A 13,518-nucleotide genomic window follows, 5' to 3' on the forward strand; every position below is an offset into this window, starting at 1 on the left:
TAAAAATTATTTTAAAGTTAAACTGGTTAATTTCATAAAAGCATCTTCTACATTTTCATCTTCTTTTGCACTTGTAATTAAATCGATATCTACAGAAACCTTCTGTATTACATTTTCTAATTCTTCATTAGAAAGTAAATCTTTTTTATTACCAACAATAGTTATATTATTTAAACCAGATAGGTCTTTAACCATCTTTAAATTCTCATCAATAGATAGGTAAGTTTCTTCTCTGCTTACATCAAACACAAACATGGCTGCATGAGAACCTAAAAAATAGGCTTTCGGTATTTTTTCATTACCATTGGTACCAGCAACATCCCAAATCATTAATTTAATGGTTTCATTTTGATATTCTACTACTTTTTTACTTACTCTTACGCCAATAGTACTAATGTAATCTTCAGAAAATTCATTTAAAACAAACCTTCTAATTAATGAAGTTTTACCAACACCAAAATTACCAACGAGTAGTACTTTTTTTGCTATCATAAATTATGATTGATTTTTTACTCTTTAATTAATTCGTTAAATATTAATTGATTTAAGCGTTCCTCATCTGCTAAATAAGAACGATCTCTTAAAATAATTTCTGTAAAATTATTGATATTATCAGATAGTTCATCTGTATGTTCTTGTGTTAAAACACCAGAGGTAGCAATTGCAATATAAATGGTTTTAAAGTTTTTAATAGAAAGTTGAAATGTTTCAAATTTTATATTTTCTAAATCCTGACCTTCTTTAGAAAATGCATCTTCGGCAAAAGATTTAATTGCCGTTAACATACCAGAAATCATATCTTTATCTGCAATATTACCTCTAGAATAGCTACCAGAAAGTAACCCAGAGTCTTTTTCAATTACAAAAACTTCTTCGATAACAAATTCAAAAACCTCTTCTAAAACAATACCAGCATCATTTCTTTTTCCTTTAAAGAATCGTTTAAGCATTTCTTTAATAGAGAATTTTTCTTTTACTGTTCTATTAATACTGTCAGATAACTTTGTAATTTCTGCAACAATAAATTTCTTAACCATTTTACCCATAATTGGGTACAAGGCTTCTACAACTTCGTCTTGAGAGTCTCTAATTTGAACTTTTATTGTTTCTGTAATTGTATCACCAAAGTCTCTTGAAAAATTTTTACGTAAATCTAAAATTTTCTCATCTACAAGAGGAGTAACTCTTTTAGACAACTTTTCTCTTAGAATAATTTCTTCACTTAAAGAATCAAACTTTTCTCTATCTTCGGCTAATAAAAGGTCTCTGAGCAACTCAAAACGATTGTCTTTATTGTTATCTGCAGGTGTATTTTTCATTTATTCTTGCAACATCAATGCAATTTTCTCTAAAGCTTTACCTAGTTTTTTTCTGTCTGCTTTTTCATCATCTAAATCTGCCAATCTCTTATCTAAATCGTCATTTAAGTCCTGAAACTTGTGTTCCATTAAACTTTCTAAATCGGCTAATTTATTTTCTAGGTTTGTAACAGACTCAGAAATATTTTTATCAGTTTGTTCTTTAAGTGTTTTAATTTTGTCATAAACATCAGCAAACTCGCTGCTGTATTGTTGCATGTTTTCACCAAAAATTAAATCTCTTACAGCTGCAATTCTATCATCAATTTTATGATTTTCAACTACAGGCTGTTTATTTTCTGAATTTTTTTCCATTTATACTAAAGGTTGATTACTAAAAAGAGTTATTTTATTCTTTATAATTTTTTAAAAAGAAGCACTCCTAACAAATATACGTTAAAAAACAGTTTATAAAAATCTAAACGCTTATTTTTAGGCCATCGTAAGCTAAAAAAACGTTATTTGGTAGTATTTTAGAAACAGCTTCATGGAAACCTAACTTATGACTTATATGAGTTAAATATGCTTTTTGGGGTTTTAATTCTGCTATAAAATCTAATGCTTCTTGTAAATTAAAATGAGTTGGATGCTCTTCTATTCTTAACGCATTTACTACTAAAACATCTAAGTTTTGCAGTTTTAATTTTTCTTCATCAGAAACAGATTTTACATCTGTTAAATATCCAAAATCACCAAATCTATATGCAGTTATTGGTAAATTTCCGTGTAAAACTTTTATAGGGGTTACTTTTAATTCATCAACATAAAAACTAGATGAATCTACTATATTTGGCAGCACACTTGGCGCACCCGGATACCTATTTTCTGTGCTAAAAATGTATTCGAACCTTTTTTCTAAACTATGCAGCGTTCTTTCATTTAAATAAATAGGCATCTCACCTATTTGATAACAAAAAGCTCTTAAATCATCTAAACCACCTATATGATCTGCATGTTCATGTGTAAAAAAGACTCCATTTAAAGACTGTACATTCTCTCTTAGCATCTGTTGCCTAAAATCTAAGCCACAATCTACGGTATAAGAAACAGCATCCCAAGATATTAAAATAGAAGAACGCAATCTCTTATCTTTCAAGTCTTTAGACAGACAAACTGGATCGTTATTTGCTATCATAGGAATTCCCTGCGAAGTACCTGTTCCTAAAAAGGTAATATTCAGTTGTTTCTTGGTAAAGTTCATTAGAACAAAAATAACATAAAAATTGACTCATAGCAGTCTATTTTACTACATTTGTTTCAACCTAAAAATAGCATTATATGGCAATTTCTTTAAAAGGAGATCAAGAAATTAGTAGTGTTCCTACTATAAAAAACAAAGCACTACGAATTAATTTAAATAGAGATATTTACGGAACTTTTGCCGAAATTGGCGCAGGACAAGAAACTGCTCGTAACTTTTTTAGATCTGGCGCTGCTTCTGGAACAATAGCTAAAGCGATGAGTGCTTACGATAAAGATTTTTCTGATGCAATTTATGGCATGGAACAAGACAATCGTTATGTAACACAGCCACGTTTAAAAAAAATGTTAGGTCACGAAATCGATTTAATGGAAGATCGTTTAAGCAGACAAAAACATCCTGATAAATTGTTTTTTAGTTATGCCAATACAGTAACTACCATAGATTTTGCAAAACAATTTAAAGGCCATGGTTGGGTTGGTATTCGTTTTCAATTAGATCCTTTAGAAGGTTATAATGAAATTGTTTTACACTTGCGTTTTAAAGAAACGGATGCACGTTTACAACAAGAAACTTTAGGTATTTTAGGAGTAAATTTAATTTATGGTGCTTTTTATTTAAATGACAACCCTAAAGATTTAGTAAAATCTTTTTATGATAACTTAAGTAATGACCAGTTAGAAATTGATATGATTAATTTCTCTGGGCCACGTTTTATGTATGTAGACAACCGTTTAATGAGTTTACAGCTACTTAAAAACGGTATGACCAATGCGGTTATGTTTGGCCCTGACGGAAACAACTTATTACCTGCACAGGTATTGTACAAAAAAAACATATTAGCCTTACGTGGTAGCTTTAGACCTGTTACCAAGGTAAATATGGACATGTATGAAAAATCTAAAAAACTATTTTTAGCCGAAAATAAAGTTGAAGAAAGTAAAACGCAAGTTATTTTCGAAATTACATTAAGTAACCTTTCTGCAGAAGGTAAAATTAATGAAAGAGACTTTTTAGATAGAGCAGAATTACTGTGTTCTTTAGGACAAAATGTAATGATTACTAGTTTTCAACAATACTTTAAGTTAGTAGAATATTTTAGTGAATTTACAAAAGAAAGAATGGGATTAACCATGGGAGTGCAAAATCTAATTCAAATTTTTGATGAAAAATACTACAGAAATTTAAGCGGAGGGATCTTAGAAGCTTTTGGTAAATTATTTTATAGAGATTTAAAAGTATACATGTACCCATACCATGATGCAGCTACCGGAGACTATATAGATAGCGAAAACTTAAAAGTACATCCTAGAATGAAAGAATTGTACAAATTCTTTAAACACAATGGTAAACTTGTTAATATTGATGATTTTGACAAAAATATTTTAGATATTTTTTCTCGTACCGTTTTAAAAATGATCTTAAACGGAGAACAAGGTTGGGAAGAAATGTTACCAGAAGGTATTGCAGATACTATTAAACAAAAAAGACTATTTGGGTACTCTAGATCTAGAGTAAAAAAATAAACATTAAACCTTTGTAACCTTTTAAAGTCTAAATATTAGAAACTACTTAATTGACAGATGAAACTCTTTTAATAGAACAGTTAAAAAACGTTAAGACTAAAGAAAAAGCGTTTAGAGAACTAATTACGCTCTATAAAGAACGTTTGTATTGGCACATACGTAAAATTGTGATATCTCATGATGATGCAGATGATGTTTTACAAAATACTTTTATTAAAATTTTTAAAAATATCGATAAATTTAACCAAGAAAGCAAACTATTTTCTTGGATGTATAGAATTGCCACCAATGAGTCGATTACTTTTATCAATAAAAGAGCAAAAAACAGAAATGTAGATATTGCTGATTATCAACAAGAATTAACCTCTACATTAGCGGATGATGATTTTTTTACAGGCGATGAAATTCAAGTTATTTTACAAAAAGCAGTAGCTACTTTACCACAAAAACAGCAACTAGTTTTTAACATGAAATATTTTGATGAAATGAAATATGAAGAAATTTCTGAAATTCTAGAAACCTCAATAGGTGCCTTAAAAGCCTCTTATTTTCATGCAGTTAAGAAAATTGAACTCTATATTAAAAAGGAAACAAATTAAACCTTTTTACAAATAAAAGGTCTAAAAAGTATCATGGAAGACAAAAACAAAAATAGCGAACAATATTTAAACTCAATACTAGGAAAAAAAACTGGTTTTTCTGTTCCTAAAGATTATTTTGCCAACATTGAAGAAACATTAGAAACAAAATTGGCTGAACAAGCTTTAACAAAAGAGCAAGGATTTACAATACCAGACAATTATTTTAAAGAACTAGAAAACGAAATATTAGCTAAAGTTACAATACCAAAAAAAGAAGCAAAAGTTATATCTTTTAAAGAACGAGTTTTTAAAATAATTCCTTTTGCAGCAGCTGCCTCTGTAATTTTATTTATTGGATTAAATTCTTTTGTTTTTAATCAGAATAAAGAAATTACAATAGACTCTCTTTCTGATGATGATATTGAATATTGGTTAGATTCTAACACAATTAATACCACAGATATTGCGAATGTATTAGAAAATGAGGTTTTAGAAGAAACCGATTTTTATTTTTCATCCTTAGAAGATGAAAATATAGAAGATTATATAAACTCCATAGATAACACTTCATTTTTAAATGAAATAAACTAAAATTAAGAATATGAAAAAATTAATCACAATTATATGCTTTACCCTTTTTTATAGTCTTACTTTATCTGCACAAGAAAACATAGATAGTAGAGAAAAAATTAAGGCCCTTAAAGTATCGTACATCACAGAGCAATTAAATTTAACACCAAGGGAAGCTGAAAAATTTTGGCCTATTTACAATGCCTATTCTAAAGAGCAATACGCTTTAAGAAATAAACTTAAATCTGAAATAAAAAATTCGATTAAAAATGATATAAATGCTGTTTCAGAAAAAGAAGCAGAAAGATTAATCGTGTTAAAATTAACAACAGATAAAAAGTTTTACGAATCTCAAAAGAGTTTTATAGAAAACATAAAAAAAGTAATTTCTTACAAAAAAATAATTCAATTACAATTAGCAGAAATGGAATTTGGTAGGAAGTTAATGCGAAAATACAAGCATAGAAAATAAAATTCTAATAGGTAAAACAAAAAAAGGAAGCTAATCGCTTCCTTTTTTTGTCTTTACTCTATTAATGCTAAGCAAGAATATAATTCTGGTTTATTAGAGGTAAACTGCTTTAACCAAATTGTTAACTCATCTCTCTCATAAGGTAACAATCGACTTAACGCCTTTTCTACTTCTTTACAAAACAAATCTGAATTAAAACTCACCTTTTTTAGTACCGTTTTAGTGTACTCAAACATTGCTCTAGCCATTTTTAAGAATTAAATTATACAATAATAACGTTTACTATATCGTTTTAGTATGTTTTATCAAATTTAACAAAAAAACCATCATTTTTATCAAATGATGGTCTTAAATTTTGCTTAAAAATTTGTTAAGATTATAAAGCGTTAATCTTTTCTACCAAACCTTTTGCTTTTACCTCTAATTCTTCATTAATAGATTTAAAGTGTGCTTTTTTGTTTTCTACCTTGTTATTGTTAACTTTAGATACTAAAGCATCAAAAGTTTCGATAGCTTCATCTATAATTGCTTCACCTTTTTCTGGTGCATTTTTTAAGATTGAAACATCTAATGCATATTCGATAACATCACCTAAAACGTAATTGATATCTTTTTTTAAGTTTTTTATACTTGCCATAACTTATTATAAATTTTAATTTTGCAAAGTTAGGTGTTTTTATCTAATTGCCTTTGATATTCTTCAAAAAATAAACCAATGTGATAACCATCTACCAATGCATGATTTACAGAAATTGCCACAGGCATCATAATTTTTGTGTTTTCTTTAAATATTTTACCAAATGCTAACTTGGGTATACTTTCGTTTTTTTGTCCAGAATTGGGCTCTTTATGCCCTGTAAATGAAACCCAAGGTAATGCAGAACAATAAATACAATCATCAGAATTTATAGGCGGAAACAAATCTGTAGAATTTAAAATTCGTTCTTTTTCGTTTAAAAAATTCTGATTAAAGGTTTTAAAATCTTCAGAAAAGTTTATAAATGAAAATCCGAAAGTATTATCTGCTCTTGCAATTGTAGCCGAAGCATGCAATACATCACTAATAGCAACTTTATTTTCTGTAACAATTCTATATTTAAAATTTTCTACCTTATTTAATGCCTTTAAACAGTCATGTAAATACATCGCAAAAAAAGATTCCTTTTGTAATTTAGATTTATTAAAAACGTTAGTAACCTCTACATTTGCTGTGATTCCAAAATAAGGATCTTCTAATTTACTAAAGTGTTCAAAATGTTGTTTTCTATTCCAGTTATCTATATCTAAATAATTCATAACAAATCAATTATACCTTTAATATTTGCAACTGTTTTATAATCAACTTCTAATTTTTCTTCATCACTCACCTCTTCATGCATCCAAGTGGTATGAAAAGGAACATGAATGGCAGAAGCACCTAATTCTATTAAAGGTAAAACATCTGACTTTAAAGAATTACCAATCATTAAAAATTCTGATGGAGATACATCTAAATGATTTATCAGTTTTTTATAATCTTTCTTTTTTTTATCACTCATCACCTCTATATGATGAAAGTATTTTAACAAATTAGATTTCTCTAGTTTTCTTTCTTGATCTAGTAAATCTCCTTTAGTAGCCACAATTAATTTATATTTATCCTGCAAAGACTGCAACACCTCTTCTACTCCGTCTAACAATTCTATAGGTTTTTCTATCATTTCTTTACCTATTTCTAAAATTGCCGCTATCGTTTTTTGTTTTACTTGATAATTAGACAATTCTAAAGCACATTCTACCATAGATAAAACAAAACCTTTAACTCCGTAACCATAAAGTTTTAAGTTTTTAATTTCTTTTTTAAAAAGTTCTTGATCTATTTTATTTTCGGTTTCGTACTTTGCTAATAGTTTTGCAAACTGATGCTCTGCATCTCTAAAATAAGTTTCATTTACCCATAAAGTATCATCTGCATCAAAAGCAATTACCTTTATGTTTTTACTTATTTTAGTCATAATTTATAGTTTTAAAAATTGAATTGCTTTTTCTAAATCTTCTGGTGTATCTATACCAACAGCTTCTACATCTGTTTCTACCATTTTAATTTTCTTACCAATTTCTTGATATCTAATGGCTTCAATTTTTTCTACCGCTTCTAAGGGCGTCATCGGAGTATTGTAAAAGTCTATTAATGCTTGTTTTCTAAACGCATAGACTCCTTTGTGTTTGTAGTATTTTACTGCTACATCTTTATCTCTATGATAAGGAATTACGCTTCTAGAAAAGTAAATAGCTAAATTATCTACATCGGTAATTACCTTAACATTATTAGGGTTTTCTATATCTTCTTTATTGGTAATTTGTACTTTTAAAGAAGCCAAATCAATTTCTTTTTTATCATCTTTTTTAAAGACATCAATTAATTTAGAAAGAGAAACTGCATCTATAAAAGGTTCATCTCCTTGTACATTAATAACAATATCTGCTTCTATATTTTCTACAGCTTCTGCAATTCTATCAGAACCACACTCGTGTTCTTTGGTACTTTTAATTGCTTTTCCTCCGGCATTTTCTATCGTTTTAAAAATGATATCAGAATCTGTTACAATATAAACATCATCAAACAAATTGGTATGTAAAGCCGCTTCATACGTTCTTAAAATAACAGGTTTACCCCCTAAATCTTTCATTAACTTTCCTGGAAAACGAGATGCACTATAGCGTGCAGGAATCATGGCAATTATTTTCATAAAATATTTTTAATGAGGCGCTTGTAAAAGTAATTACTCTCCTGCATAACGCACAAAATTTCTTCGTGTTTCGTATAAAGTTACTTCTATTTCTAAATGTGCTGGTATATGAGGACGTAATTTATTGTAAATAACAATTGAAATGTTTTCTGCAGTTGGATTTAAGTTTTTAAATTCTGCCACTTCAATATTTAAGTTTTTATGATCAAACGGATCTTCTACTTCTTTTTTTATCAACTCTCTTAACAAACCTAAATCATATACAAAACCTGTTACAGGGTCTATTTCTCCAAACAAAGCCACTATCATTTCATAATTATGACCATGATAATTAGGGTTGCTGCATTTACCAAATACTTCTGCATTTTTGGCATCAGACCAAGCCGCATTAAACAACCTATGTGCTGCGTTAAAATGTGCTCTTCTGTAAACTTTTACTTTAGGCATTTGTTAATTTTTCGAAAGATTTGTCAAAGATAATTTTAAACCACTCTGTATATTCTTGCGGATTCTTTTCAATGTCTTTTTGCACATCTACTAAAGTCATCCATTTATAAGCCTCTACTTCTTCTTTATTTATGTTTGGCGCATCATCATAATACCCAATCATTACATGGTCTAATTCGTGTTCTGTTAAACCATTATCAAAAGGCGCTTTGTAAATAAACGAAAAAACTTCCTTAATTTCGGTAACAAAACCCATTTCTTCTTCAAGCCTTCTTTTACCTGCCTCTAAATTAGTTTCTCCATCTCTTTGATGAGAACAACAAGTATTAGTCCATAATAAAGGCGAATGGTATTTACTTGCTGCTCTTTGCTGCAACATTAATTCTCCTTTTTTATTAAATACAAATACAGAAAAAGCTCTATGTAAAACAGCTTTTTCATGTGCTTCCATTTTTGGCATCAATCCTATCGGATTGTCTTTTTCATCAACTAAAACTACTTGTTCTTCCATAATTGCAAAAATAAGAAAATCAAAGAGTAATAAATCATAAAATATTTACAAAACCCATAAGTCTTTTCTATTCTTTTATTATGATAACATATATTTGTAAGAATTAACAACCAATTGCCTGCATGAAAATTTTATTTAAACTCTTTTTAGTACTCTCAATCATCGCTTTTTATCAATGCAAAGACGAAAAAAAAACGGTAGAAAAAAAGACTTTATCGTTAAAGAAAAAGAAAGTAAAAAAAGAAATAGTTAAAGCTTGGGATAGTTTAAACAGCCATAATACAGAAGCTTTTTTAACCGAGTTTGGCAAACAAAACCCAGAAACAAAGGTGTTAATTAAAACCGATTTTGGTAACATAAAAATTCGTTTATACGAAGATGTACCTATACACAGAGCTAATTTTATATTTTTAACTAAAATAAAATATTTTAATACAACAGTTTTTTATAGAATTGCTAAAAACTTTGTAATTCAAGGTGGTAATTCTGATGAAATGTACACCCAACGAGAACGAAGAAAATACGGAAACTACTTATTAAAGCCCGAATTTAAAAGTAATAGAAAACATAAATATGGCGCAGTGGCTGCTGCTAGAGAATGGGATCATAATCCTAATAAATTATCGAGTCCTTTTGAATTTTATATTGTTCAGAAAAAAAGTGGCGCGCATCATTTAGATAACGAACATACAGTTTTTGGTGAAGTAATTTCTGGTTTTTCTACCATGGAAAAAATCTCTAAAGTAAGGGTGGGTGTTGATGAATGGCCTATTGATAATGTAAAAATGACCATCGAAATTTTAGATTGATATTTCTCTTAGTAAAACCTATCTTTGCACCTCAAATTTTGTAGATGACTTTTTTAGAAGAAATAGCACGTAGAAGAACTTTTGGTATTATATCGCATCCAGATGCTGGTAAAACCACATTAACAGAGAAATTATTACTTTTTGGAGGAGCAATTCAAGAAGCAGGTGCTGTAAAAAATAATAAGATTAAAAAGGGAGCAACTTCCGATTTTATGGAGATTGAACGTCAGCGTGGTATCTCTGTAGCTACTTCCGTATTGGCATTCATCTACCAAGATAAAAAAATAAACATTTTAGATACGCCTGGTCACAAAGATTTTGCTGAAGACACGTTTAGAACCTTAACCGCTGTAGATAGTGTTATTGTGGTTATTGATGTTGCAAAAGGTGTAGAACCTCAAACCGAAAAACTGGTTGAAGTTTGTAGAATGAGAAGTATCCCTATGTTGGTTTTTATCAACAAGTTGGATAGAGAGGGAAAAGATGCCTTTGATTTATTAGACGAAGTAGAACAAAAATTAGGTTTAACTGTTACACCTATGAGTTTCCCAATTGGAATGGGATACGACTTTAAAGGAATTTATAATATTTGGGAAAAGAAATTAAATCTTTTTTCTGGTGATAATAAAACCTCTATTTCTGAAGGAATTGAGTTTGATGATTTATCGAACCCCGAATTAGATAAAATTGTTGGAGAAAAAGCCGCCGACACACTACGTGAAGAAATAGAATTGATTAGTGAAGTATATCCAGAATTTAACCGAAACGATTATTTAGAAGGAAATTTACAACCTGTATTTTTTGGTTCTGCTTTAAACAATTTTGGAGTAAAAGAATTGTTAGATGCATTTATAGAAATTGCACCTTCGCCTCAACCTAAAAAGGCAGAAGAGCGTTTAGTGGATTCTAAAGAGCAAAAAATGACAGGATTTGTGTTTAAAATTCATGCAAACATGGATCCAAAACACAGAGATCGTTTGGCTTTTATTAAAATAGTATCGGGTACTTTTAAAAGAAATGCACCTTATTTACATGTTAGAAACGGTAAAAAAGTAAAGTTTTCTAGTCCGAATGCTTTTTTTGCTGAAAAGAAAGAAATTGTAGAAGAATCTTTTCCGGGTGATATTGTAGGGATACATGATACCGGAAACTTTAAAATTGGAGATACTTTAACCGAAGGTGAAGAATTGAATTTTAAAGGAATTCCTAGTTTTTCTCCAGAACATTTCCGTTACGTAAATAATGCAGACCCTATGAAATCTAAACAATTATTTAAAGGTTTAGACCAATTAATGGATGAAGGTGTTGCCCAATTATTTACATTAGACATGAATGGTCGTAAAGTTATTGGTACTGTTGGTGCCTTACAATATGAGGTTATTCAATATAGATTAGAGCATGAATATGGCGCAAAATGTTCTTACGAAAACTTAAGTGTTCACAAAGCGTGTTGGGTAGAGCCTGAAGATATTAAAAACGAAGAATTTAAAGAATTTAAACGTGTTAAACAACGTTATTTAGCTAAAGATAAACAAGGTCAGTTAGTATTTTTAGCAGATTCTGAGTTTACCATACAAATGACTCAAAGCAAATATCCTACAGTAAAATTGCATTTTACGAGTGAATTTAAAAATTAAAGTTATGAAAAAAATATTTTTTTTACTGATTACTTTTGTAGCCCTAAATACTTTTTCTCAAACAGATAATCTATCCAATTTAAAAGGTAATGAACTTCGCAACAGTATTCGTTTAAATTATATTTTAGTTCATCAACCGGTAAGTGATGTAAACTACGAGTTAGACCCAACCATGGGGTTTATTGGTTTAAATTATAATTTCCCTTTAAATGATTGGTTGTATACTGGTGTAGGTTTCCATGCAGCAATTACAGGAGATCAAGGCGGCTTGTTTACTTTGGGTGTTAATTTAGGCGTAAACAAACAACTTTATAAAAACCTATATTTTGATGCTAACGTTCACTTTGGTGGTGGTGGTGGATTTAGAAGTTTGGTTAACGGAGGTGGAATTATTTACCCTAATGCAGGTTTACAATACAAAGCCAAAAACTATTCTTTTGGTGTGCAGTATGGTTACGTAAACTTTTTTACGGGTATTCAGAAAAGTGATAATGTTTCATTTTTTATAGAAATACCAACTTCATTAAGATCTACTACTTATGCTGATGCTCAAAAAACTTTTATAAACAACAACCAGTCTAAAGATGCATTTTGGACAAAACCAGCTGTAAAAAGTGTGCAACAAGTAACTTTCGACTACTTTTTTCCTTTTGGTGACTCTAGAACAGATGCTAGTACAACACCAAACTACAAACCTATAGACCACACATTATCTGTTATTGGTTTTGAGTACCAACGCTATTTAACAAGTAATACTTTTATTTATGCACATGTAGATGCTATGTATGCAGGTTTAACTGCTGGTTTTATGGATTTATTTATGGGTGTTGGAAAAAACTTTATTGAAACCAAATATGTAAATTTCTTTGGTAAGTTTGGTATGGGAGCTGCAGGTGGTAGAATTTACCCAGAAGGAGGTTTAACCATGTACCCAAGTGTTGGTGCCGATGTAAAAATTACAGAAAAATTTGGTTTAAGTGCTCATGGCGGTTATCACAGGTCTATTGGCGGTACCTTCAAAGCTTATACGGCTGGTTTTAGTATTAAATATTATGGCTTAAGTGGCGGAACTAAAGATCCTTTTTCGAATGAAGAAGCAACAAGTATAAAAACACAAGGAATACAAATTGGCGTTCAAAATCAAACTTATTTAAAAGTTAAAAGATTTGGACTAACTCCAGAAGAAACCTATAGAAATCTACAACTAATTGCCATCAAAGTAAACTACGATTTAAATCATCGTTTTTATATTGCTGGAGAAGCTTCTTTTGCATACGAAGGAGAATCTGGTGGTTATGCTCACGGAATTTTTGGTTTGGGAATAAAATCAAATAGATTTGCTAATAACAAACTATCTTTATTTGCAGAAGCTGCTGCAGGTGTTGCAGGTGGCGGAAGAGTAGATTCTGGTGAAGGTGTTTTAGTAAGACCTACCGCAGGTATTAATTACCACGTAAATGATGATTTATCTTTTAACTTTTCGGGCGGACAAATGTGGTCTCCATATGGTAACGTAAATTCAACAAATATTAATATAGGCTTGTCTTATGGACTATCAATTTTAAATGCTAAAAAATAATATCTACTGATTTAATATCAGCTTTTATCAAAAAAAATCTTAATCCATTTTAAGATTACAATTAATGTCAGTTCGAGCGCAGTCGAGAACTAATAAAT

General features: G+C 29.7%; 18 protein-coding genes. 7 read left to right on the top strand and 11 right to left on the bottom strand.

The window, feature by feature from the left end; translation table 11 throughout:
- Positions 1 to 6 precede the first annotated feature (6 nt).
- The 4 genes from WHD07_RS04505 to WHD07_RS04520 all read right to left on the bottom strand — a co-directional run bounded on the left by WHD07_RS04505 (position 7) and on the right by WHD07_RS04520 (position 2,559).
- On the bottom strand, positions 7 to 492 hold the full coding sequence (locus WHD07_RS04505) for a Rab family GTPase (protein WP_343330237.1): 486 nt from the start codon (positions 490 to 492) through the stop codon (positions 7 to 9).
- Between the two features lie 17 nt (positions 493 to 509).
- On the bottom strand, positions 510 to 1,319 hold the full coding sequence (locus tag WHD07_RS04510; RefSeq protein ID WP_343330238.1) for a cell envelope biogenesis protein OmpA: 810 nt from the start codon (positions 1,317 to 1,319) through the stop codon (positions 510 to 512).
- Positions 1,320 to 1,673 carry a hypothetical protein gene (locus WHD07_RS04515; RefSeq protein WP_105049141.1) on the bottom strand — a complete coding sequence of 118 codons (354 nt, stop codon included), beginning with the start codon at positions 1,671 to 1,673 and terminating at the stop codon, positions 1,320 to 1,322. It lies immediately after the preceding gene.
- Between the two features lie 103 nt (positions 1,674 to 1,776).
- Entirely contained in the window at positions 1,777 to 2,559 is a 783-nt protein-coding gene (locus tag WHD07_RS04520) for an MBL fold metallo-hydrolase (RefSeq protein WP_343330239.1), read from the bottom strand.
- Between the two features lie 77 nt (positions 2,560 to 2,636).
- Between WHD07_RS04520 and WHD07_RS04525 the strand changes: the two genes are divergently transcribed.
- The 4 genes from WHD07_RS04525 to WHD07_RS04540 are packed head-to-tail and all read left to right on the top strand — an operon-like array spanning position 2,637 to position 5,708.
- The gene (locus WHD07_RS04525) at positions 2,637 to 4,085 is read left to right on the top strand and encodes a TonB-dependent receptor (protein WP_343330240.1); all 1,449 of its coding nucleotides are present in this window, start codon (positions 2,637 to 2,639) and stop codon (positions 4,083 to 4,085) included.
- A gap of 50 nt (positions 4,086 to 4,135) precedes the next feature.
- Positions 4,136 to 4,684 (top strand): sigma-70 family RNA polymerase sigma factor, encoded by a 549-nt coding sequence (locus WHD07_RS04530; protein WP_343330241.1) that lies wholly within the window; start codon positions 4,136 to 4,138, stop codon positions 4,682 to 4,684.
- Positions 4,685 to 4,717: 33 nt separating this feature from the next.
- Positions 4,718 to 5,257 carry a hypothetical protein gene (locus WHD07_RS04535; RefSeq protein ID WP_105049145.1) on the top strand — a complete coding sequence of 180 codons (540 nt, stop codon included), beginning with the start codon at positions 4,718 to 4,720 and terminating at the stop codon, positions 5,255 to 5,257.
- A 10-nt stretch (positions 5,258 to 5,267) separates the two neighbouring features.
- Complete coding sequence (locus WHD07_RS04540) at positions 5,268 to 5,708, top strand: sensor of ECF-type sigma factor (protein ID WP_343330242.1); 441 nt, start codon at positions 5,268 to 5,270, stop codon at positions 5,706 to 5,708.
- 53 nt (positions 5,709 to 5,761) lie between these two features.
- On the opposite strand, the gene WHD07_RS04545 is transcribed toward WHD07_RS04540, so the two are convergent.
- The 7 genes from WHD07_RS04545 to idi form a co-directional block, all read right to left on the bottom strand.
- Entirely contained in the window at positions 5,762 to 5,956 is a 195-nt protein-coding gene (locus WHD07_RS04545) for a hypothetical protein (protein WP_105049147.1), read from the bottom strand.
- A 128-nt stretch (positions 5,957 to 6,084) separates the two neighbouring features.
- Complete coding sequence (locus tag WHD07_RS04550) at positions 6,085 to 6,345, bottom strand: hypothetical protein (RefSeq protein ID WP_105049148.1); 261 nt, start codon at positions 6,343 to 6,345, stop codon at positions 6,085 to 6,087.
- A 29-nt stretch (positions 6,346 to 6,374) separates the two neighbouring features.
- A complete protein-coding gene (locus WHD07_RS04555; RefSeq protein WP_343330243.1) occupies positions 6,375 to 7,004 on the bottom strand; it encodes a chloramphenicol acetyltransferase in 630 nt (209 codons plus the stop codon).
- Positions 7,001 to 7,702, bottom strand: a complete 702-nt coding sequence (locus WHD07_RS04560; RefSeq protein ID WP_343330244.1) for an HAD family hydrolase — start codon at positions 7,700 to 7,702, stop codon at positions 7,001 to 7,003. Before WHD07_RS04560 ends, WHD07_RS04555 begins: the two co-directional genes overlap by 4 nt.
- Positions 7,703 to 7,705: 3 nt before the next feature.
- Positions 7,706 to 8,437 (bottom strand): 3-deoxy-manno-octulosonate cytidylyltransferase, encoded by a 732-nt coding sequence (gene kdsB / locus WHD07_RS04565; protein WP_343330245.1) that lies wholly within the window; start codon positions 8,435 to 8,437, stop codon positions 7,706 to 7,708.
- 33 nt (positions 8,438 to 8,470) lie between these two features.
- A complete protein-coding gene (locus tag WHD07_RS04570; protein ID WP_105049151.1) occupies positions 8,471 to 8,884 on the bottom strand; it encodes a 6-pyruvoyl trahydropterin synthase family protein in 414 nt (137 codons plus the stop codon).
- Entirely contained in the window at positions 8,877 to 9,395 is a 519-nt protein-coding gene (gene idi, locus WHD07_RS04575; RefSeq protein WP_105049152.1) for an isopentenyl-diphosphate Delta-isomerase, read from the bottom strand. Before idi ends, WHD07_RS04570 begins: the two co-directional genes overlap by 8 nt.
- A 122-nt stretch (positions 9,396 to 9,517) precedes the next feature.
- Here idi and WHD07_RS04580 point away from each other — a divergent pair, with 122 nt between their 5' ends.
- The 3 genes from WHD07_RS04580 to WHD07_RS04590 are packed head-to-tail and all read left to right on the top strand — an operon-like array spanning position 9,518 to position 13,420.
- Positions 9,518 to 10,204, top strand: a complete 687-nt coding sequence (locus WHD07_RS04580; RefSeq protein WP_343330246.1) for a peptidylprolyl isomerase — start codon at positions 9,518 to 9,520, stop codon at positions 10,202 to 10,204.
- 44 nt (positions 10,205 to 10,248) lie between these two features.
- Complete coding sequence (locus WHD07_RS04585; RefSeq protein WP_105049154.1) at positions 10,249 to 11,841, top strand: peptide chain release factor 3; 1,593 nt, start codon at positions 10,249 to 10,251, stop codon at positions 11,839 to 11,841.
- Between the two features lie 4 nt (positions 11,842 to 11,845).
- Positions 11,846 to 13,420 (top strand): hypothetical protein, encoded by a 1,575-nt coding sequence (locus tag WHD07_RS04590; RefSeq protein ID WP_343330247.1) that lies wholly within the window; start codon positions 11,846 to 11,848, stop codon positions 13,418 to 13,420.
- Positions 13,421 to 13,518: the final 98 nt, after the last annotated feature.

It is taken from the genome of Polaribacter staleyi (assembly GCF_038024045.1).
Classification (GTDB): domain Bacteria; phylum Bacteroidota; class Bacteroidia; order Flavobacteriales; family Flavobacteriaceae; genus Polaribacter; species Polaribacter butkevichii.